This is a genomic window from Planctomycetia bacterium (assembly GCA_015200345.1).
GTDB lineage: Bacteria > Planctomycetota > Phycisphaerae > UBA1845 > UTPLA1 > PLA3.
The window spans coordinates 1,283,349-1,305,621 of record CP054187.1 but is presented as its reverse complement, the minus strand read 5'-3'; the positions used below and the strand labels follow the sequence as shown (position 1 = coordinate 1,305,621).

General features: G+C 60.9%; 19 protein-coding genes and 1 tRNA gene. 17 read left to right on the top strand and 3 right to left on the bottom strand.

Annotated features, from left to right (window positions below; all coding sequences use genetic code 11):
- Positions 1-16: 16 nt before the first annotated feature.
- A complete protein-coding gene (locus tag HRU71_05490) occupies positions 17-883 on the bottom strand; it encodes a hypothetical protein (GenBank protein ID QOJ02973.1) in 867 nt (288 codons plus the stop codon).
- A gap of 75 nt (positions 884-958) precedes the next feature.
- On the opposite strand from HRU71_05490, the gene HRU71_05485 reads away from it, so the two are divergent.
- Both HRU71_05485 and HRU71_05480 read left to right on the top strand, forming a co-directional pair.
- Positions 959-1,210: a hypothetical protein gene (locus HRU71_05485; protein QOJ02972.1), complete on the top strand. Its 252-nt coding sequence runs from the start codon at positions 959-961 to the stop codon at positions 1,208-1,210.
- Positions 1,211-1,962: 752 nt separating this feature from the next.
- Positions 1,963-3,588 (top strand): hypothetical protein, encoded by a 1,626-nt coding sequence (locus tag HRU71_05480; protein ID QOJ02971.1) that lies wholly within the window; start codon positions 1,963-1,965, stop codon positions 3,586-3,588.
- A 9-nt stretch (positions 3,589-3,597) separates the two neighbouring features.
- Here the strand turns inward: HRU71_05480 and HRU71_05475 are convergent, their stop codons facing one another.
- Complete coding sequence (locus HRU71_05475) at positions 3,598-4,581, bottom strand: type II secretion system protein (GenBank protein QOJ02970.1); 984 nt, start codon at positions 4,579-4,581, stop codon at positions 3,598-3,600.
- A gap of 186 nt (positions 4,582-4,767) precedes the next feature.
- Between HRU71_05475 and HRU71_05470 the strand changes: the two genes are divergently transcribed.
- The 7 genes from HRU71_05470 (at position 4,768) to HRU71_05440 (ending at position 12,051) form a co-directional block, all read left to right on the top strand.
- Complete coding sequence (locus HRU71_05470; GenBank protein ID QOJ02969.1) at positions 4,768-5,106, top strand: hypothetical protein; 339 nt, start codon at positions 4,768-4,770, stop codon at positions 5,104-5,106.
- A gap of 61 nt (positions 5,107-5,167) precedes the next feature.
- A complete protein-coding gene (locus HRU71_05465) occupies positions 5,168-6,880 on the top strand; it encodes an alkaline phosphatase family protein (GenBank protein ID QOJ02968.1) in 1,713 nt (570 codons plus the stop codon).
- Positions 6,881-6,950: 70 nt separating this feature from the next.
- On the top strand, positions 6,951-7,553 hold the full coding sequence (locus tag HRU71_05460; GenBank protein QOJ02967.1) for a dual specificity protein phosphatase family protein: 603 nt from the start codon (positions 6,951-6,953) through the stop codon (positions 7,551-7,553).
- A 168-nt stretch (positions 7,554-7,721) separates the two neighbouring features.
- Complete coding sequence (locus tag HRU71_05455; protein ID QOJ02966.1) at positions 7,722-8,468, top strand: hypothetical protein; 747 nt, start codon at positions 7,722-7,724, stop codon at positions 8,466-8,468.
- Positions 8,469-8,478: 10 nt separating this feature from the next.
- Entirely contained in the window at positions 8,479-10,035 is a 1,557-nt protein-coding gene (locus HRU71_05450; GenBank protein QOJ02965.1) for a TlpA family protein disulfide reductase, read from the top strand.
- Positions 10,036-10,103: 68 nt separating this feature from the next.
- Complete coding sequence (locus HRU71_05445; protein QOJ02964.1) at positions 10,104-10,448, top strand: hypothetical protein; 345 nt, start codon at positions 10,104-10,106, stop codon at positions 10,446-10,448.
- 19 nt (positions 10,449-10,467) lie between these two features.
- A complete protein-coding gene (locus HRU71_05440) occupies positions 10,468-12,051 on the top strand; it encodes a TlpA family protein disulfide reductase (protein ID QOJ02963.1) in 1,584 nt (527 codons plus the stop codon).
- Between the two features lie 99 nt (positions 12,052-12,150).
- Here the strand turns inward: HRU71_05440 and HRU71_05435 are convergent, their stop codons facing one another.
- Positions 12,151-12,681 carry a DUF1572 family protein gene (locus tag HRU71_05435; GenBank protein QOJ02962.1) on the bottom strand — a complete coding sequence of 177 codons (531 nt, stop codon included), beginning with the start codon at positions 12,679-12,681 and terminating at the stop codon, positions 12,151-12,153.
- Positions 12,682-12,778: 97 nt separating this feature from the next.
- Between HRU71_05435 and HRU71_05430 the strand changes: the two genes are divergently transcribed.
- From HRU71_05430 to HRU71_05395, 8 genes are all read left to right on the top strand, one after another.
- Positions 12,779-13,891, top strand: coding sequence for a 4-phosphoerythronate dehydrogenase (locus HRU71_05430; protein QOJ02961.1), 1,113 nt, complete (start codon positions 12,779-12,781; stop codon positions 13,889-13,891).
- Between the two features lie 804 nt (positions 13,892-14,695).
- Positions 14,696-15,868 (top strand): hypothetical protein, encoded by a 1,173-nt coding sequence (locus HRU71_05425; protein QOJ02960.1) that lies wholly within the window; start codon positions 14,696-14,698, stop codon positions 15,866-15,868.
- Positions 15,869-16,072: 204 nt separating this feature from the next.
- Positions 16,073-16,744: a PEP-CTERM sorting domain-containing protein gene (locus tag HRU71_05420; GenBank protein ID QOJ02959.1), complete on the top strand. Its 672-nt coding sequence runs from the start codon at positions 16,073-16,075 to the stop codon at positions 16,742-16,744.
- A 202-nt stretch (positions 16,745-16,946) separates the two neighbouring features.
- Positions 16,947-18,230 carry a hypothetical protein gene (locus HRU71_05415; GenBank protein QOJ02958.1) on the top strand — a complete coding sequence of 428 codons (1,284 nt, stop codon included), beginning with the start codon at positions 16,947-16,949 and terminating at the stop codon, positions 18,228-18,230.
- A 206-nt stretch (positions 18,231-18,436) separates the two neighbouring features.
- A complete protein-coding gene (locus HRU71_05410) occupies positions 18,437-20,233 on the top strand; it encodes a hypothetical protein (protein QOJ02957.1) in 1,797 nt (598 codons plus the stop codon).
- A 321-nt stretch (positions 20,234-20,554) separates the two neighbouring features.
- Positions 20,555-20,806, top strand: a complete 252-nt coding sequence (locus HRU71_05405; GenBank protein QOJ02956.1) for a hypothetical protein — start codon at positions 20,555-20,557, stop codon at positions 20,804-20,806.
- Between the two features lie 135 nt (positions 20,807-20,941).
- Positions 20,942-21,015 (top strand) — tRNA-Arg (locus tag HRU71_05400).
- 49 nt (positions 21,016-21,064) lie between these two features.
- Positions 21,065-22,261 (top strand): CofH family radical SAM protein, encoded by a 1,197-nt coding sequence (locus tag HRU71_05395; GenBank protein QOJ02955.1) that lies wholly within the window; start codon positions 21,065-21,067, stop codon positions 22,259-22,261.
- Positions 22,262-22,273: the final 12 nt, after the last annotated feature.

The window sequence follows — 22,273 nt, the reverse complement described above, 5'->3', positions numbered from 1 at the left end:
GTGGCGGAGACGATACTCACAGCAACCCCTCCCGCCGCGCGAGCATTTCAAACCGATCCATCGCCTCGCGCATCGCCGGCGTCAGCGTGTACTTCAGCGTGCGACACAGGTACTCCACGGCGATCGCCTTCGGCCAGCCGTGCTCCGCTGCCGCTGCCTCCGCGATCTGCGAGGCCGAAGCGACCCCCGCGTCCCGTGCCTCGCCCAGCAACCGCGCCAGCGCTGCATCGTCGCGTCCGCGCGGCCCGAACCACGCCGCGAACACAAACGGCAACCCGGTCAGGTGCTTCCACGCCGCGCCCAGATCAACCTCGAACCCGTACCCGCGCGGCGCCTGGCGAATCACCTTGTCACCGATCAGCAGGATCGAATCCGGCGCATCGGCCGCGCTTCCGCTCTCCGCGACCGGCCGAATCGTCTCGCTTGGCGATTGGTCGCCGCGTTGCAGCGGAACCAATTCCAGCGCTCGGCCATACAGCTCCCGCCAGATCACCTGCGCCAGAATCACCGACGTATGCGATTCGCCATCCACGCACAGCCGCGTCACCTTGTCAGGCGGCACGCGCGAAAACACGCGCACCGTCAGCGTCTCGCCGTCGCTGGCGATGCACCCGTCGCCGACCGGCTCCAGTTCCGCCGTCCGCCGAAAGTAGTCCACCACCGGCAGCATCGCGCAGTCGCACTCGCCCGCCGCCAGCAGCGCCGCCAGCTTCGCCGGCACCGCCGCGCGAATCGCCACGCGCTCGTGGCCGATCAAGGTGCTGTAAAGCGGAAGGGCGTTGAGATACGACACGACGCCGAGCGTGACGGTGGGGTTCGAAAGGTCGCGCGGTCCCTCGGTCGAAACCGGGTCGCTGTGTTGTGCCTGCGTGCCGGGGGCCATGTCGGTATGCGGATTATAGAGGCGACCGGCCCGGGCGGGAAAACCGCCCGGCGGACCGGGTTTGCCGATAAACTGGTGGCGGGAATCGCATCCGCGCGGCTGCGAGCGGGTAGAAAAGCGGAGAAGGCCCAGCCTGGGCGAATCGACCATCCGGAGATTTCAATGGACCCCAGCGTCGGAATGGAAAATGGTGTGCAACTCGCCGTGATCGATATCGGCTTTCAGGCGCTTTCGATTTTTCTCAATCTGATCCTGCTCTTGTTCCGCGACGTGCTGGGCAACTTCTTCGGCTCGATCCTCGGCCTCTTCACCGGCACCACGCCGTAGCCGCACGCGATGTGGAGGCGTATTGTGCCAGGGATGTGCCCTTCGGTAGCACGACGACCCGACCGGCTGGTTTGCTCATGTGGCAGGGCTGCGGTGACCCTTAGTCACGAGTTTAGTAAAATTGGTGGATTCTTGAGAAGAAACTCTTGACATCCACGCGATAGGGTGATACCCTACGCACAGTGAGATAGGAGAATCCAAATGTGCCAAAGCCAAGTCTCTCACCGTCTCACCGTCTCACCGTCTCACCGTCTCACCGTCTCACCGTCTCACCGTCTCACCGTCTCACCGTCTCGGATCTACTCTAGTTTGCTCCTGACGAGCGTCGTGGTAATTGCCCTTAACGCCTCGTCGCACTCTGATGACTGCGAGCCTCCGGTATACTTATCCTGTGGGGGAGGCAGTTGCACTTGGGATATTCAGTATTACGTCCCCTGCAACTTGAGCCCAATCCCCCCGTCATGCAAGTGCGGGTCCCAGACATGCGGTCCTGCGACCTATCCGGCGGCCGCCCAGACTTTACATTGGCTGGTCATTGGGAATGGTTCGCGGCCCGAAGGATGCTGCCAGAGAATCCCATGGGGCCGTTGTGTCTATGAGGAATCGCGTACCTGTTACATCACAATGTGGTGCACTAACTTGGCTGGCGGTTCGTATTGCCATACGACCAGCGATTGCGATTATTACCCAGGTGCGCCATACGTGGTTAACGGACTTTGGGCCGGGGTGAACTCGTGCTGCATGGATTCCCTATGACGAATGCGAAGTATGCGATTGGATGGTGGGCGGCGCTCGGCGTTTTCGTCGCCGGTACCCGCGTAGTGGCGTTCGCGGGCGACTCACCGGCGACGGTGCCGCTGATGAAGGCCTATGTCGCGCGGACGCTTCCGAAGACGGGTCATATCCGTTACCGGATGATCACGCAATATCCGCAGCAGGCCGCGCAGCTTCATCGAATCGAGGCCCGCTTCTCCGGAGACGACCTTTACCTTAAGGACTTCGGCGACGACGACGGCATCCGCTTGCGTGAACCGGATGGCCAACCCCTGTTGGGAGTGATGGAATCCTGCGCGCCCGAGACCATTATCCTTGAACGATCGGCCGGGCGAATCTGGCGGTATGGCGAGAACGAGTCGGCTTGCGGCCTGCTGCGGAGCGAAGATTTCGTTTTCCATGTGGATCCCCGAATTGTGGGGCTCCATTGGAACCTAAGCGCGCTCAAGACTCCGAGCGAAATGATGCGAGAGCTTGAATCCAGTGTCGGCGGGCAAGGTCAACGATTCGAGATTCGGCCAAAAGGCGAGCTGCTCGAAATTCACAGTACGGTTCAGACCGACGATGCAGCAGTTCAAACCGAGCTGGTTCGCGGCATCGCTCCCTCCAAAGGGAGTTCAATCGTCTACATTGAGTTCCGGGAGCGCAACAGCCAGTCGGGCGCGACCACGATCCTCGCGCGTACCGAGGCCGAGTACGATCTCATCGACGGATACTGGTGGCCCGTACGTGTCGAATCGCAATGTCCGCGGACGAAGTTTTACTTTTTATACCAGTTGGAAGAAGCATCGTTTGACAAGCAGGAACATCCCAGGCGGCTCGACGGCGATCTCCTGGGGCTTCCGCCGGGTACGTTTCTCGGCGGCCCGGCGATAGAGGGTTGGCCCCAGAAGACCGCGCGGTATCTCGGCGGCGGCAAGATCGCGACCGACGCCGAATGGCCCACGATCAAGGATGGATTCGATCTCGCCGCCTATGAAGCCTGGCGGCAGCGCATGGAGTCCAAGCGAAACACCGCGTTCCCAGAATGGTGGAGCAGCGACGACGGCCGGTTCGGAATCGAGGCGGTGGAATTCCGGGTGGACGAATGGGAGGCGTATGTTCGCCGCTGGGTTCTCAAGCACTCCGAGGGAGTCGGCTACAAACTGGTCGAACCGCTGACGGACAAACAGAAATCGGCGGCCCAGGCTGTTCTCATCGATTGCAGAAAGCGGGCCATGCCGCTGGTGGAGAAGCGATTAGTCGAACTGCGCGAAGCGCGCCACATGTTGGATTCGGCGCGGGCATCGGCCGCGCAATCGCGCGATGCGTCGCCGCCCGGCAGCGCGCGGCAAACGACGGCGCGCGAAGGAACCGCCGCATCGGGATCGGGAAAGATTGATCAACTCGCGGCTGCGGTCAAGCGGCTGGAATCGCCGGACCAGCGCGTGGCGGAAATCTTCGCGGAATTGAAAAGGCGACTGGAGGAACTTCTGACGACCCGCCAGCGCGACCCGTCGAAAAACATCATGAAAAGACCATCGAAGCTCATACCGCAGGGCGGCAAGCTGACGCCGCAGCAAAAGCTCGAACTTGAAAGGGCCACGCGCGCCGCGGGCGGATGACCCCCGCGATCAATTCTGCACCCACGCCTCATCGCGGCCGGTGCCCGACCAGAGCGAATTGTTCCCGTCGAAGAGATACTCGCCGTGCGGCCCGAACTGGTAGCCCAACTGGCTCGGCGTCATCGACTCCACGTGCGTGTCGACAAACATGACGCTGCTCTTTTTCAGGTGGCGCGGGTCGACGGCCGTGCGCTCCGATGGATAGCCGGCCGACTCGCCGTTGACGGGCGCGATCTTCGGCGGGTCGAGATTGAAGCCCTCATTGCCGAACCGCTCCGGCTCGTTCGCATTGTTCGCGTACGCCATCCGATGATCCACGCCTTCGGTGGCGGCCGTGCCCATGCTGTCCGCGACGGCCACCGTGCGCGACGGGTCCTTGATCCGCGTGACCGAGACGGGCCAGTTCTTGAACGACGTGATATCGCTCGTTGTCTTTAATCGAGAGTTGCCGAGGAACGAGTAGTTGTAGCCGTAGGAGCCGTTGCGCTCATCGGTCCATTCGGGCGTGGCGGGGCAGACATAGACGCGGCTGCTGTAGTTCTGCCGGTCGCCCTTCTCGCCGAACAGGTCGAACAGGGTCGCGCTGGGCATCGGGTCGGCGAACGCCTGGATGCCGACGTTCGTCCCCATCATCGCCAGAAAAGTCGGCCGATACTTGAAGCCGCCCAGGATCAGCGTGCGCCAATTGTCATCGTCGATCCTCGGCAGCCGGCCCGGGACAAGCTGGTCGGCGTGATCGGTGGTATACATAACAAGTCCCTGCCCGAGGGTGCGCAGGTTACCCAGGCACTGTGCGGCCGTGCCGGTCTGACGCGCGGCGGACATGGCGGGCAGCAGCAGCGAGACCATCAGCGCGATGATGGAGATGGCGACGAGCAGTTCGATCAGCGTGAAGGCCCGCGCGCGCGCGGAGGATTCCGCTTTCGACTGCTTAGGACTCTGGACTGGGATCATTAGCCGTCTCCGAGCGGGATTCGAAACGTGCAGGGGCATTATACCACGTCGTTTCGTGCCCCATACCACGTTCGGGGGAACTTATCGAACCTAGAATACCCTGTCACATCGTGATTCGGATGAGGGTTGAAGATCGATAACTCATATCGCCTCCGGCGTATGCCGAAGAATCGAAGGTCGTCCACCGATGTCGCGGACGACGGGCTGTTGACGGAGCAACCTGCCATGAATCCCGCACACGCGAATTTCACCGCACGATTCAACCACACGCCCAGCCGCTTTCCCGCCATGCGCAAAGACATGCGAATCGAATCGCACGACATCATCCGCTGGAAGCGCCCCGGCAGGATCGAAGATCACAAGGCTTGGGCCGTGGACAAATCGCCGACCAGCATGGGGTTCCTGACTGACGTGCAGGCCGCACCGCAGGTCGGCGACACGCTCCATGTTCGCTTCCGGATTCACGGCGAATGGCAACCGATGGAGCGGACCGTCCGCATTGCGCGCACGCAGCTCACGCCCAGCCGCGACCTCGTGATGGTCGGTTGCACGATCGAGCCGTAATGGCTCACCATTGCCGATTCGTACGCTTTCCGCGCCGTCCCCCTACAATCCGCGGCTCAACATGACGCCGCGAACGGTTCGAATCAACTCGTTATGTCCTGTGCACGTGGCCTGCGTCGGGGCGCTGCTCTGGAGCGCGCTGCTCGGGGCGGGTTGCAACCCCCAGCGCGAAATCCATTTGAACCTCGGACCGACGGTTCGCAGACCGCCCGCCGCCGTTGTGCTTTTCTTTGTTGACGGGATGGATCTCCAGACCATGGAACTGCTGCGCACGACGGGGCAGCTTCCCAATATCGATCACCTGTTTGAGGACAACGGCATCGAAGTGCAACACGCCGTCACGTCCATCCCGGCGGTTACGTATGCCAACACCGTGTCACTCTTCACCGGGTGCTTCCCCGGCACACACGGCATCGTCGGCAACACCTGGTTTGACCCGCGCGATCTGCGTGCCGTCGATTACATCACCCTGCGCGATTATCTCACCGTGAACCAGGATTTTACGCACAAGACCATCTATGAAATGCTCGACGACCGGCTGACCTTTAACGTTCACTGCCCCACGCGACGCGGCGCGGCCGTCACACTGGATAATCCCGTGCTCAAGGGCGCCGCCTTCGCCGTCCAGCGCTACGCCAACGTCGACGAACTGGTCGGCGGCACGATCGAGGAAGTCGGCTGGGTCGCCTGGTACGAGAAACGCTGGCCCGAGCTGCTCGTGCACTACTTCCCCGGCGTCGATGAAATCGGCCATACCTACGGCGCTAACAGTCACGAATACCGCGAGGCACTGCGCAACATCGACCGGCAGATCGGCCGCGTGGTGCGCGCCGTGCAGCGCGAGAAAGTCGCCGATCGCGTGTATTTCATTCTGACCAGCGATCACGGGCATGTCCCGGCCGACCCCGAGCGTGTAATCGACCTGACGGCTTTTCTTAAGGATCGTTGCAGGCTCCGCGTAGCCACCACGGCCGATGCGCCCGCGGTCATCACCGCCGCGTCGCGGGAGGCGCGCCGCGCTGCGCTGGAGCCGTTCGATGCTTTCCTGGTGGACGCCTCGCATCGGCATGGCGTGATCCATCTCCGCGATCATGACGGCTGGGGGAGACGACCCGCGCTGGATCGAATCCAGCACGTGCTCTTCCCCGGCGGCGAGTTCTCCGGGCCACCGGACTTGTGCCGAATTCGGGGCATCGCGCTCCTGTGCCATGCCGACGGACCGGATCGCGTGCGTATTTACTCCCGCCGCGAGTCCGCCGTCATCGAACGACGCCTTCCCGCATCGGACCCCGACAAGCCCGAACACGCGACGCTCGCCGAGTACCGCATCGCTCCGGACGCCGCCGGCCGCGTCCCCGACCCCCTGCGCTATCGCCGTCACGGCCTGGCCGATTTTCTCACTGCCGGCTGGCACGGCTCGCGCGACTGGCTCGCGGCGACGGCCGACACCGAGTTCCCCGATTTCGTTCCGCAGATCGTCGAGTATTTCGATTCGGTGCGAGCGGGCGACGTCGTCGTCTTCACCTCCGGGGACTATGCCTTCACCGGCCACCACGCCGGCAATCACGGCTCGGCCGTCCGGCGTGACCTGCGCATCCCGATGTTCTTCGCCGGTCCGGGGCTGAAGGGCGACGCCGAAATCCCCTGCGCCCGCATCGTCGATGTCGTGCCGACGATTCTTCAGATGCTCGGTCGCGACGATCGACTGGAAGACCTGCCGCCGATCGACGGCGTCGGCCTGCTGCCGCAGCTTCAGACCGCTGTGGACCGTTGAAAGCGTCGAGACCCGCCGATTTCGCGGGGACCGCCGATGCCGTTGGATCGTTGTTGGCGATGGATGACGGATGGCACTGCAAGGAATCAAACGGCTGCTGCTTCAAGCGTTCGTTCGCGTTGGCTACTGGCCGTCACTGCTGGCGGGACGGTTGATGTACCGGCTGGGCCTCTGGCGGCAGTGGGACATCCTTGACGAGCATGTCATTCTCGGCGCGATTCCCGTCGGCGGTGATTTGAAGCGCTTGCGCGCGCTCGGCGTCACCGCGATCATCAACCTCTGCGAGGAGTTCCCCGGCGAACGGCAAAAGCTGGCCGCCCTCGGCATGACGCAACTTCACCTGCCGACGCTCGATTATCACTGCCCCTCGCTCGATGACATTAACAAGGCACTCGATTTCATCCGAACGCACACGGGTTCCGGCGGCAAACGTCCTTCCGCGGCGAATCCGTTCGAAAGAATCTATATCCATTGCAAGGCCGGCCGCGGCCGCAGCGCCGCCGTCGCGCTGTGTTACTTGATGGCCTCGCGCGGCCTGACTGCCGCCGACGCCGCGAAATTGCTCAAGCAGCTCCGCCCGGCCGTGCGGCGGGGGATTCACGAGCAGGGGCCTATTCGAGCGTTCGAGGCGGGCTGGCGGGAAAAGCGGGCGAAATGGCGACACGGAAAGTAAAAAATAGGCAATAAGATGAGTACGAATCCGATGAGTGACACAATCTGTCGCTTGGCGAAAATTCCGCAGTGCGATTCCTAAAAAAGTCTTGACTTTCATCAGAGGGGGGGTACCCTCGTTGCAGTGGTGGCAATGTCGGTGGAACCTTTTGGTGAAGGAGATTACTCCATGATGAAGGTGTACCTGTTGAAATGTATACTTTTGGGTACTCTTGTCGTTTTCGTTCTCTCCATGATGGGATGCAACGAGTGCGTGAATCCATCAGCTACTACTAATTGTGTGACTGCTTGTGCTAATGCTGGGAATCGCCTCGTGGCCTGTGGTTCCTGCTGTAACTCAAAGCCTTCGCAGACTCCGGCCCAGCGTGATGCATGTAAGGCAGCATGTGAAGAACAATATGTGCCGCAGCTCACCGCCGATAATGAAGAGGTTGACATCAATCCACTGCTTGAACCGGGGCAACGGTCAGAGGTAATGTCAATCAGTGTTCAGTCACCAACGCAGTCTCAAACGTCTGAGATCAGTGATACCACTCCGTGTCGTTGCGAAAGAATTGCTCCTTGCGATGCGGCGATCCTTGATCCGATCTTTTCGCAATTGCCGACTTTCTGGCGAACGAACGCAATCGGCGATTTCATCTGTTCACTCACAGCCGAAGAGCGCGTCCAATTACTGGCGGATGTTATGGAGATGCATAACTCTATCTTCGAGATTACTGAAGAAGACTTCAATGTCTACATGCAGGATTTAAACGGCACTGTAGTCGAAATCATGCAGAATAATGAAGTCGAAGGCGATGCTCATTACGTCTTCTATAGGAACAATCTCCTGTATGGACTCTGGGGGTACTATGGGTTTGTCGGAGAAGTTATAACAGACATCGGTAATCCGGTGCCGAATCCGGGTCATGAATGAAGCGTGTTTCATGAAAGATCCATTCCGCCATCACGCGGCCTGTCTATGCATGGTTGCTGTATTCATCGGCATTGCTGTTTCGAGGGCAACAGCGCAGTCACCGACAGTATCCGTCAGCGATCAGGAGAAATTGTGCGCATTTGATTCGGGTGCCTGGTTGAACGTAGCGCACAAGTTAAATTGGAGTGAATTGAAAAACCGGCCGGTCTTGCTCGAGTTCTGGGCGTCGTGGTGCCCATCCTGTATTCGTCAGATTCCTCGCCTGAATACACTTCAAAAGCGATTTGAGGATCGAGGGCTGATTATCATCGGCGTGACGGAAGAAGCTCCTTCGCGGGCATTCGCATACGCGAAAAAACTGGGTATGGGATACGCCGTCTGCGCGAATCAGCGAACACCCGGCGTATCGATGCTGCCGACAAGCATCTTAATTGATCCGAACGGCGTCATCGTGCTTGAGGCAACCGGCGATATTCCGATGGACCAGTTAGCCGCTCGGCTGGAAAAGTGTCCAAAAGTCAATTTACCGAGCTTGCTTCGCGCTGGTCACATCGTCGGATATACCGAGAATCGTCCCCCGCGTAGCCGCGGGTATGATCAAGCCGCCCTGCAGGACGAAATTCATCGGATCATCAACAAGGTTGAGGCTGGCGATTCGGATGCGGCTTTGGCAATTGCAGGTCTTTTTGAGTATTTTTCGAGAAACCTTCCGGTCGGGGACTGGCAGGGCGACCGCGAATGTCGTTCGGAAGTATTGGACTGTGTTTTTGAACTACATGCGGTGTTAGGCAAATATGCTAAGCAATCTGGCCTACTGCAATTGAGACATGAACTGAAGCAGGCAATCGCATTGCACGATCCGGACTGGCCGAATCGTGCGACTCTGGCCAGGCAAGTGGGCAGTGTTTATCTCGCAGGCGACCAGAGCGCCATCACGTTTCTACAGGATGAATTAAAGCGTGAGAACAACCCCGTTGTTCAGTTGCACTTGACGAACTCCCTTCAGCGACTCGACACATCACGGACTTATCCGCAGCGTCAGATTTCACGTTGCGATACGGCAATCCGGCAATACCAGGAAGCGCGCGACAAATGGAGCGCGAAGTTTCTTGGAATGCCCCGCGATATCAAGCAGTTCGAGGCAACTGCCGACCGTCTGGATAAGATCATGCACGAGGAGGCCATCGAGGCCGTAATAGAATCTTTTGCGGGTGAATTATCGCGCCATCGCACGGACAGTCGGCAAGACCTGCTCCTGCGCAACCACATTCTCGAACGTGCGGGAATGCTCACCGCCATTCGAAAACTGTCCAGTTCTGAAAAGCAGCTATTCCAAGAATGGCTGTTTCAACTGTTTCAGAAGGACGAGCAGGATTGGAGGCTCCGACTGAAAACATGGCTTGCGCTTGACGCTGCCGGCGTCGAATGGTTGGATCAGGATCAAGTCAGGCGCGTCCTCGAAGCCAGAATTCAAAGCGAGCAGGTACCTGATGTTCGCGCGTACCTCGAACTTGGCAAAATGGAATTGAACAACAAGGCCAAAAAAGCCTTTGCAGGCTCACCCTGACCATCGGTCCGCAATCTCTCAAGGCACCTTGCTCGCCGCTAACTCAGAAAGAAGCGAATGAGTCATTCTTGGCGGACGCCATGTTTAGCCAATTGCCGGCATTTATGGACACGGCGGAGACGAGGGATTTCGCTGCAGCGCTGTCACCGTGTGAACGCGCGGCACTGCTCGCGGACGTCATTCGATGGAACGACCGGATTCTTGAGGTTACACCGTCGCAGTTTGAGGAGATTCATAATCAGGTTGTCGCCGAAGTACTCGATCGAATGGAGGCTGAAGGCAAACAGGGTGAAGAAGCTTTTCGAAGTGAATTGAATCAGCTTGTCGGTGAAATTTGGTATGATCGAGTGGTTCAGTCCGGACCGAACTATGCCGTTGAAGGGGAGAGGGAACGGTATAACGGCAGGAGTTGATCAAAGGAGCCGAGTCTTGTTGTACGCGCGACGACCTTATTGGCGGGCTGCGACCTGCATCGCGCTCTTGCTCGGAATCGGGCTTGTCCGTGTCGGAGCACAGGCACAGGATTCAAGCCGCGCCGCGCCTGCCGTCACGACCGGGTTACCGAGCCTCTCCGGAACCGGTTGGTTTAATGTTGACAAACCGCTCACGTGGGAGCGCTTGCGCGGTCGCCCGGTGCTCGTCGAGTTCTGGGCGACGTGGTGCGCGCCGTGCGTGGCGAACATTCCAGTGTTGTGTAAGTTGCAGGATACCTGCCGGGAACAGGGTCTGGTCATCATCGGCATTACCCATGAACCCCCCGAGCGCTTGGAGACAACGCTTCAACGCCGCAACGCAAATTATGCGATCTGCGCCGGGCAGCCCGAAACGCACAATTCATTCGTCCGGTCGATCCCCTATGCCATGTTCGTCAACCCATCCGGAGAGGTGGTTTGGCAGGGGTTTCCGGATGACTTGGAGAATCGAGTCCGAACGTGGATGAAAACGTCGGGCGTGCGCAATGCCGATTCGTTAATCGTACCCGAGGCGCGAACGTGGAAACCCGTCAGTCGTCCACGTGGCGCCGCGGCGTTTGATACCGCGCGCCTGATCGAATTAACCGAGAAATTGGTTGCCAAGGCGGACTCCATTTCACCAAAGGACATTGGACCGCTTTATGAGTTCTACTGGAGGAACCTGCCGCGAACTGACTGGAAGGGCGATTCTTCTGCTCGCTATGAATCGATTCGTTATGCGTGCATTCTGACGAAGGCATTGAAATCGACGGGCAATTCAGCAGCGATGGAGAGCATGCGAAGGGAGTGTTTTGCCCGGATCGCCGGACCTGAACCGGATTCACTGATTCGAAGTGCGATGATTATGTATATGACGAGGTACACGTGTGAACCAGACGATTCGGATTTGATCCGATTGCTCGAGTCTCGTCTGAAAGCCGAGCCTCATCCCGTTGTGCGATACGACATCGAGGAAACACTGGAACGATTTGATAGCCGGCGCAGGCGCGAAGCTCACGAACGGCTGAACCGCGAAGGGCGCAGACCTTCGGAGTCGACCAAGATCAACGATGCCGAAGAATACGAGCGCGTGACTCGTTCCAAGTGGATAACGCGCTGGTTCGGACCGCCGGCCGAGCTACGCAAATTCGATGCCTATTGCCAGACAGCGGCGCGGAGAGTGTCCGGCGCCCCCAACGCCGAATCGGTCCGCGCGTTTCTCGCGGATTACCGCGCGCACGGCTCGTCCAGCGTCAGTGACTTGCTCATTCGACAACGCGTGCTCGACACGTTGGGCGATTCCCGTCTCGCGGATCATGCGGACCCGTCGGTTCGTCGTGCCCTCCAGGAAACGGTATTTGAGATTGTTCAAATGGCCGACCTCGAGTATCCCCTGCGGAACCGCGCGATCAAACTGCAAATGCAAGTCGGGTATGACTCGCTCGAAAGGGATCGAGTTCTGCTTGTTCTTGATCGATTGATTCGAAGTGAGCAATCGGGCCATCCTCGATCGCTGCTCGAAGTCTGGAAACTCCAGATGACCGATCCGGCCAAGCTCGAATAGCTTCTTCGACGAACACGCGTCTCGCCCGCCTCCGAATCAAACCAGCCGGTGGCAGCCATTCCTCTTTTCAGATTCGTGCTTCGACAACGCGCCCGCCGTTCACGGCACTTCGTCGCTCCGCCCGTCGCGCCGATGCCCCTTCTCGTCATACAGGCTCACGTCCACATCCAGCATCGCCTTCGTCATCGTCACGATCTGCCCTGTATGAAACGCGAAATGCTCCACCACGTGCATCACCGCCGCCGCACCGCTCACGCGATACGATTGAATCGAAAACTCCCACGCCAGATGCTCCTCCTCCATCCCGCGGATCACCCCGCACGCCTCGCGCACCGTCTCATGCAACTCCGACAGCAGCGCCTCGACCTCCGCACCGCCCCGCGTGTCAAACTCCGCCTGCCGATCGCGCTCGATCTCCCGACCCGCCAGCCCGCCCAGCACCCACTGACGGATGTTCCCGTTCAAATGCAGCAGCAAATTCGCCACGCTGTTGCTGTGCCCGTTGATCCGGTGCCAGAGCTGCTCCACGCTTAACATCCGCGCGCACCGACTGACCTGCGCGAAATGATCCTCCAGCTTCGTCGCCGCATATTCCGTCAGCAACTCCGCAGACAGCCGCTTGTCGTTCATGTCGCACCCGCATTCCAAACGCGCTCGCCCCGCCGCGAATCCTACCGCCTCCCGCCCGCTCACTCCTCAAGCCCCAAAGCCCCTTTATACTCCCCACATGCGAATCCTCATCGACGAAGACATCAGCCACGATGTTCTTTTCAGCCCCTTCGGCGACGTCCGAGCCTTCTCCGGCCGAACGCTCAACGACCCAACCCAGGCTCTCCTCGCCGATCTCGCCGCAGCCGATGCCCTCATCATCCGATCCGTCACCCGCATCGACCGAACCCTGCTCGACCGATGCCCACGCCTGGCCTTCCTCGGCACCGTCACCACCGGCACCGACCACATTGACGCCGCCGCCGTCCGGGAACGAGGAATCGCCCTCGCCGACGCCGCCGGGTGCAATGCCCTCCCCGTCGCCGAATACGTCCTCGCCGCTATCAACCTCCTCCTCAACACGGAGATGGACGCGAACGGACCTTCCTCTCCCGCGCCCCGCTCCGAAACTGGCTTGCCCTTTCGCGGCGTCACCCTCGGCATCCTCGGTCGCGGCCGCATCGGCTCGATCGTCGCCGCCTGGTCCGCCCGGCTGGGCTTGACGGTCCTGGCCTGCGATCCGCCGCTCGCGCGGGCCGGCGTCAAAGACCTTGTTTCATTCGATGAACTCGCCGCCCGTGCCGATCTCGTCTCGCTGCACGTCCCGCTCACGCGCGAAGGCCCCGACGCCACGGTGGAACTCGTCAACGCTTCCTGGCTCGCGCGGCTTCGGCCCGGCGCGCGGCTCATCAACACGTCGCGTGGCGACGTCATGGATGAACCTGCGCTGCTCGCCGCCCTGCAAAGCGGCCGGCTCGCCGCCGCGGCGCTCGACGTCTGGCGCGGCGAGCCGAACGTGCGAGCCGATCTGGTCGCGGCCGCCGCGCTGGCCACGCCGCATATCGCGGGGTACAGCGCTCCGGCGCGGCGTCGCGCGGTGCGGCGCGTTCGCGATGCCTTCGCGCAATGGATGAATTCGCCCGCAAAATCAGGGGTTTTCTCGCGATCCGAGCCGGGCGAGTCCGACTCGATCCCGCCGCGACCGCCCGCGACCGGTCAAATCGCGACGCTTGTAAAAAAACTCTCCGATTGGAGCGACCGCTTCAAATCCGCCGCCGCGATCGGGCGGCAGGCCGCCGCCTTCGACGCCCTGCGCCGCGAGGCCCGCGCCCGCGAGGAACTCACGCCGTAGGGCGGGCGCCGCCGCCTGCGCATATATACAATCGTCAACATACACGGCCCGCCCGTCGGCGTTGCGGCGCCGGACATCGTTCCATCCCTTCAAATGTGTCACTTCACACAAGCCGGGACCGCATCCACACGAGTTTCACTCTGACAATTCCTGACACCCCCGGATTTACCTCTATTTCGCGCCTGAACCCGTGTTAACGCCGCGTAAAACCCCCGGATTCCCTCCCGAAGACGCCTCCCACGGCAGCAATAACCTATTGCAATTAAATGACTTAAGGCAGCGCAAAAATTCATCTTTTTCACCTCCTCGAACCATTGATTTTTCCAGCCCTTTTGCGGTATTATGGCCGTATGTAGCAGCCGGAGCGCAAAACGCGCCCGTCTCTACATCGTGCGTGCATCCTTCGTGATGCCGCGTGGTTGGCTCGGTTCGTTCGATATCTGCTGCGTTTTTGCAAGAGACGCGGCAATGCGGACGCGGGCGATGAAGCGGCTTGCCGGCAAGAGTGGCAAGTAAGCGATCGCCTTGAAGTTGACCGGCCGCGACCGCGCGGAATAACATCGAACGGACCGCACGGCGCAGGCGAGGTCGAACGCCCGGTAAGTGTTCGGCGGAACCTGTCATCAGCGGCTTGGCTCGAACGGTGGAGCGGGCCGGCTGACTTCGGCGTCCGGGTGGCCCGGGCGAAGAAGTAAAACGGGACAACGGTCTGATTGACCCGCAGCCCCGGTAGGCTTTGGGTCCCCCCGGCAGAGGCCGGGTTGTGGATCCTCCGCTCAAGAGAGTGGAGTGAGGAGCAAAGAAATGAATCGCAGTTTCTGCACAGCAGTGGCCTTGTGCGTCGTCTCGGCCTTCGCGGCCGCCGCCGTCGCCCAGGACTCGATCATCTTCATGGATGTTCGAAACAATGAGATCGCGGCGAACACCGCAAGCAACTACAATGCTATTTCGGCGCCGGCTACGATGAATGGACCGTTCCTCAACGATGCCCCGGCTGGCACCGGTGGCAAGCGTGGCGGCGGCCAGATGCTGCGCCTCAACCCGAAGCGAAACAATGGTTACCACAACGGAGCGCCGACTTCGTTCCCGAACCTCGACGGCGACGGAAACCGAGCCACGGGCGACCTGTGGGTGTACATGGACGTCATCGATGACGCGAGCGGTACCGACGACGTCATCAGCTCGGTCGGCTTGGATTTTGACTTGGTTCTCACAGGAACGACCACGCGATTCGTCCTCGAGTCGGTCAGCTACACGATGAACAACGACGGTCGCGTTCTGGACAGCATCGCGAACCCGGCGGCGACGCCGTGGAACGGTGTTGCAAACGGTTCGGCCTCCGGCGTCGACTGGAACGATGCCCGCGCGGTCGCCGTCCCGGTCACGACCGGCCCGGTCTACAGCTCGACGAACCGGTTGACGCCTCGCTTCGCCAACGTCGGCGCATGGAGCGCGACCAGCACGGTTGTTCCATATCGGCTCGGTCGCCTGCGAGCGACGGCTGCAAACCGCGTCTGTGGCGGCACGCCCGGCGGTGGTATGACCGGCGCTCCGGATGCAAACCATGCCAATAATTCGACGTACAGCGTCTTCATGCAGGTGGACAGCCTGCTCATCACTCGCGTCTATGGGACGGGTGGTGACGCGGTTGAGAACGTCTCGTTCGGCATCAACGCCGGCGGCTCGCCCGATGCGCCCCAGAGCGGCAATGTCCCGAACGTCTCGTCGGCCGTGGCTGATGCCCAGATCCAGATCCGCGAGAAGGGCGACTTTACCGGTGACGGTCGAATCACGTCGGCAGATACGACGGGATACAATGCGGCGGTTGCTGATGGTACGGACAACATCCTGCAGGCTTACAACGGTGACTACACTGTACAAGCCGTCGTCGGAACGATTGGAAACTTGGTGACATCGGCCGATACCACGGGCTACAATGCGGCCCTGGCTGGCTGGTCGGGTACCATTTGCCCGTAGCATTTGTGCTGGCTAATCGCCTGACCGGGTGCCCCGGCGACGGGGCGCCCGCAAAGGCTTGCATAAGTAAGACAGTCCTGCTATGATAAAACTTGCTTTGTGAGGAACGATTGGATTTCTTCCCCAAAGGGTCGAGGGGAGGGGCCAAGAGGCGAAGTGAGGGCGGGAACAAGAATTCTCGGAGGTCCTTTTAGGAAGAAGGAGATGATGATGAAGCGAACTTTCTTGTCAATGGGCATCGTGGCGCTGCTCGCAGCGAACACCTACGGTGTCGGTCAGGTCTGGTACTCGGCGACCGTCGCGTCGGGTCCGGGTGCGGTGGCGGGCGGCGGTCCGTCGGGCGCGGCACTTCTGCTGTCCTGTACGGGTCCTACAAGCTGGGACATCACCGTGACCTATGATTTGTACGACGGCGGTGCTACCGGTTGGGCGGTGGACCATTACGGCGACACCAATTTCATGAGCGTGAGCAACATGAATGTTGTCTCGGCCGGTTTCCCGGCGCCGATTAATCTTGGGACTACGCCTAACTCAGGGGGTGTGCTGGCCCTCGGTCAAGCGGGCGGTCAAAGCGCGCCGGGCGGCACTGGCCCTGGTAGCTTCGTGTTGGAGACCTTCACCTTGACATCGACTAATTGCAACGGCAATGTCTGGGCTGGCATCGGCAGCCTGGAGTTCGGTGGAAACGATCCGACTGGAGATGAATTTTGGGAACTGGTCGCCATTGGTCCCAACACTCCTCGCCCCGGCTACTCGTTCGGTGAGGGTCATCCTGATGCCACCGAGCCTAATCCGGTAATTACGATCACGCCGGAGCCGAGCACGCTGGCTCTGCTGGCGTTGAGCGGTCTGTCTTTGATCCGCCGCCGCAAGTAATACGCGGTAGCTGATTACAGCAACTAAGGGCGGTCGAGCTGGCGGGATTCCCGCGGCTCGACCGCTTTTTTTTCATACGCCGTTTACAGGTGAACGTTGGGTTACGTGAAGGTTACGCCTCGTGCTTGTGCGTTGGGCCGCGACGGGCATACAATCCTTAAAGCGGCTTTCGTTCGATACCGCTTTTTTCGAGGGGAGTCACATGTCGAGGTTCTTCAATCGGGTCTGCGTTGCAATCCTGATGATGCTCGTCAGCGCGACCACCGTGTCCGGACAGAACGACGGGAGCGATCTCCTGGCACCCGGCTTTGATCAGGCATCCCGAGAGGGTTGGGAGTTTGAGATTCAGCATCAGATGCAGGCGTTCTCCAGCGCCTACGGACTCGATCCACAATTGCAGACTCTTCTTCAGACTGAGCTGCAAGCCCGTCTGATCGCCCAGGTGGCGTATGATCGACAGACCACGGAAGCGATCCTCAAGAAGACCCAGGAACTTGAAGCGGCCGGTCTTCTTGAGAATGAAGAAGCTCCGGAAGTCAAGGCGCTCAATGCCCAGATGGCGGCACAGTCTTTCAATGCACCGCTGAACGAGGAGCGCGTGGCGGACTGGCTGGAGCAGCGATTGCCCGCCGCCGTCGCGACGGAAGGTCGCCAGCGCCTTCGCGAAATTCGCGACTTGCGTTTGCAAAAGCATTTGGAATCGGAATACGCGTTTCAAGCGGAGTCCGCCGCGAAGCGCGATCTGGGCGAAGCAATCGTTCAAGGTAGCGTCCTAATCTCCGCCGATGGTGTCACGCCTCTGCCGAACGACCCGGTGAACGATCGGTACTACACCGAGATTCGGGTTCGCGATGCCGGCGGCGAGGTGATTGTCGCGCCGGGGCGCAAGGGCAGTCCTGTGAGTGAGGCGCCCATGCCGGGCGAGCTGACCAAGGCCGAGCGGTTGCGCCAGGCCGAGATTGAGGCGGCCGAGCGCGAAGGCCGTCGCAAACCTGGTCCAGCGGGGCTGGTCTCGCCGTCACACGAGATGACCGAAAGACCGGCGCACGAGTCGATCGTCGTGGAGCAGCCGCCGGCGCCGCAGGTGACGGTGCAGGTCGCGCCGACGACACCGTCCGGTCAGCCGACGGGCCGCGCCGCCCCGGCCGTGCCCACCGCGAAGGAAGTGGTGTACGCGAAGGCGCCGCCGCTGGACGACTGGGACAAGTACGTCCAGGAGCACGCGAAGCAGGTCGGCTTCGACGAAGCACAGATAACGCGTGCCCAGGCGGTGTTGAAGGACATGAAACGCCGTGCGAATCAGTATCGCATGAGCCGATCGGATCAGTTCGCGGCGGCCGCGTTGAAGACGGACGCGAAAGATCGCGACGCGATGATGAAGGAACTGAATAAGCCGATTGACGCGATGTTTGAAGAGCTGAAGCAGCGCATCGACAGCCTGATGACGCTGGAACAGCGCCAGAAGGCCGCCGCCGGCAAGAAGTAGGAATCGTCCTCGACGCACCGTTTCGGGCGGGCGTTGCCAGTTTTCGTCAAGTCCGGCGATCCCGGTGGGCGGTACCCGTCCAGCGGAGTCGATTCTGTCGATAATCCTTGAAGAATCCTGTCGCCGGCGGGCGGGCGGCTTGGTCCGCGCGCTTATAATCCCCGCGGGCGGAGCCTCGAACGATCCTCTCAACGGGAGGTAGGCCGATGCGCGTTGCCACATTTATTCTTGCGGTGCTTGTGTCGGTTGGCTCGGCTTTCGGCCAGATCGACAAGCGCGTCAATACTGGAAATGTGAACGCGGGTTATGCGCGGGACGCGAACCCGATGGTCGGATCGGGCGGGTTGAATCTGTCCCGCCCCGGCATGAACGATCCGGGATTCTTTTCCAACGCCATCATCAGCGGGAACGTCACCGGCCTGGCCGGCTTCCGCGGTGATTCGCCGATTTACAATACGAATCAATTTCGGGACGCGCTTCCGTCGGCCGGATTGAGCGGCTTCGTTTCGCGGTCGGTCTCGGCGAATGATGCCTCGCCGGGCTATGTGCCGACACCGACGCTGTTCCTCGGTCGCCAGGAGACGGTGACCGACGGCGGATTTGTTCGGAGCGGATTCAACGTGGCGGCATCAGCCGGGACGCTCTCGCAGAACCTCGCTCCGCCGACGACGGCTGTTCCGATGTATGGCGCGCGTCCTGCGACGCTGCCGGAACCGACGGATCGGCGGATTCAAGGTCCGGCGCAGGTCGATGCCATCGGTCTTCGTCAGAGGCCGATCGGCGGTCGGACGTTTGATCCAGAGACGGCGGGCCGAACGGCGTCGGCGATTCGCAATCCGTTTGATCTTGCGGCGACGTCGCCGATCTTCGGCGCGACGGGCCGCGGAGCGGTGGGGGGCAGCCTGTTGATGGAGAATCCGCTGGCGATTCAAAAGCCGCGCGATGTGCTGGCGGAGCTTGGGTACACGGGAATGGATCTCTCCCCCGAGGACGCGGCCAAGGTCGGAAAGGGGCTGAACAAGCCCTTTGAGAAGGACGTGCTGGCGGCTGGGATGAGCGGCAAGCAGGCCGATACGCCGGCGTTTGTGGCCGGTACGCGTCAGCGCGATTTGACGGGGGGCCAAAGCCTGGCGGATCGGCTGGGGATTCCGACGGCGGCGAAGTACGGTTCCGATGCGCCGCCGAATCTGGGGGCCGATCGGTTCGCGGATTTGTACAACGCCTATCGCACGGCATCGCAAATCGGGGTGTCGCAGTTCGGGTTCGACGCAGTGGTGTCCCGCGCTGTGTCAGGTGAGAGAAACACGTCGGACAGCGGTTTGGTTTCCAATTCGGAATCGGAAGCGGGCAAGACGGACTTGCAGCAGGCCGGAAACCAGATGTTGTCGGACAGAGACGCGGAGGGCCGCCGGACGCTCGGCCTGCGTCGCCGAGCGGCGGAGTCGATCTCGCTGCTGTCGAGCAAGGCGAAATGGGCCAGCGACGTGATTGAGGATCCGATCACGACCTTTGCCGGGCATTATGAAAACGACCTGAACCGGTTGATCGTCGAAGGCGAGACGCTGATGCACAAAGGGGAGTACTACCGTGCGGCGGGCAAGTTCGACCTGGCCCGGGTGATCGACCCGCGAAATCCGTTGCCGCTTCTGGGTCGCGGCCATGCGTGGATTGCCGCGGGTGATTATTCGTCGGGGTTATCATCGATCCTGGCCGGGATTGAGCGGTTTCCGCAGATCGCGGCGTTTCGGCTGGACCTGCCGGCATTGGTGGGGGGCCGGGATGTTTTTGATCGGCGTCGGGCTGATTTGGCGAAGAAGCTGGAGCAGCGGGAGGATTACGAGCTTCGGTTCCTCCTTGGCTATCTGGAGCTTTATTCGGGGCTGTCAGTGGAAGGGTTGGCCGATATCGAGAAGGCCGCGGCCCAGGCTCCGGCGGAAAGCGTGATCGTTCGATTCCATGACATGCTGAATGACCGTGGGTCGCCTCCCGCGTTGCCGGAGTAGGCTGATCGTACGAACCAGCAGGCGGCGGGCGAGGGCGGAAGATCGTCACGACGGGAACCGTCAGGACAGGAATTAACAGGCTGCTCGTCAGGGATCGGTTAAACGAAAAATTTTACCGATTTCAACATTTTTTTCTTGACAGCCCTCGCGCAAAAAGAAAGCACCGAGTGCCTCAAGGGCATGCCCGGTGCTTTCCGGAGGGGAAAGAAGCCTTCAGAAATTGCCGCTTTTTCACGCTTCAGGCGGCCGTCAGCCTCCGGTTATGAATCCGTTCCTCAACGTCTCCGAAATATTATATCCGCGGTTTTCGGAGCTTACTGCATGTATCGGCCATTTCTGGCCAAATACAAGAGGTTTTTGGTGGCCGATAATGTCGGCCTGTCCCCCGGTCCCTGGCGTGGAGGCAGGCCCTTTCAGGCCCGCCAATTCTTTATACGCCCGGAAAAAGAGGAGTTCCACTGCTTGTGCCGAGAATTTCGAATGTGGCATGCAGAGAAACGCGGCAAGGGCGTCGGGAACCCGCAAAACGAATCCGGGGTAGGCTTTGAGGTCTGGTTCTGGCTGGTTGATTGAGGCCAGAAAGACGGTTGGGAGGTCGTTGCGGTTGACATGGGACGGGTGTGACGTAGACTGCGAGGAGCCGAACGCATATCCCAGACCCAGTCGGCCTCGCGGGAGGGGGCGGGCGAGGAAAGCCGGCTCGAAACTGACTCCGTAGCTCAGCTGGATAGAGCGCAGCCCTGCGAAGGCTGAGGTCGGTGGTTCGAATCCACTCGGAGTCGTTCATCGCTGTGCGTCGCGCCGGGCGCGTCGTTCGACTAAGATCACGCGATGCCGTTGAAGGAAGTCAACCCGGACCTCGGAGAGATCGCGCGCAAGGTGGAGTCGGGCGAGCGGTTGTCGCACGAGGACGGCGTGAGGCTGTTCGCCGCGCGCGATCTTCATGAGCTGGGTCGGCTGGCGGATCTGGTTCGGCGGCGGCTGCACGGCGACGTGGCGTATTACAACGTCAATCGGCACATCAATTATACAAATTACTGTGTATTGCGGTGCAAGTTCTGTTCGTTTTACCGGCCGTATCCGGTGGGAGGGGAGTTGCCGCGGACGGTGTCGCTGCCGGTGTCGGGCGGCGCGGTCGGCGGCGCGTGGATCGAGGGGGATTCGTACGAGCTGTCGGTCGAGCAGATCGTGGAGCGGGCGCGTTCGGCGCAGGCGCACGGCGCGACGGAGGTGCACATCGTCGGCGGGCTGCATCCGAAGCTGCCGTTTGAGTACTATCTAGACATGTGTCGAGCGATTCGAACGGCCTGCCCCGGGCTGTTCATCAAGGCGTTCACGGCGATCGAGATCATTCATTTCACGCGCATCACCAAGCCGAGAATGAGCATTCGGGAGGTTCTGGAGCGGCTGCGGGAGGCGGGGCTGGACACGCTTCCCGGCGGCGGCGCGGAGATTTTTGACGATCGCGTGCACGAGGAGGCCTATCGCGCGAAGGTCGGGGAGGCCGGCTGGTTCGACGTGCATCGCACGGCGCACGAGCTGGGGATTCCGACGAATGCGACGATGCTGTACGGGCATGTAGAGCGGCCGGAGGAGCGCGTGACGCACATGGTGAAGTTGCGGGCGCTTCAGGAGGAGTCGTTGCAGGGGCGTCGGGCGGCGTTCAATTGTTTCATTCCGCTGTCGTTCATTCCGGACGGCAGTGAGTTTGCGCACCTGCCGGGTCCGACGGGGCTGGACGATTTGCGTACGCTGGCGGTGTCGCGTCTGATGCTGGACAACATCCCGCACTTGAAGGCGTTCTGGATCATGCAGACGGCGAAATTGAGCCAGGTGTCGTTGAACTGGGGGGTGGACGATCTGGACGGCACGGTGGTGTATTACGACATCACGAAGCGCGAGGGGGGCGCGGGGAATCGGCATCAGGAGATGACAGTTCCGCAGATTCGGCGGTTGATCCGCGAAGCGGGTTTTGAGCCGGTGGAGCGCGATTCGTTGTATCGGCCGGTGGTACGCTCGACGGAGTAGCGTGGTCGAGGC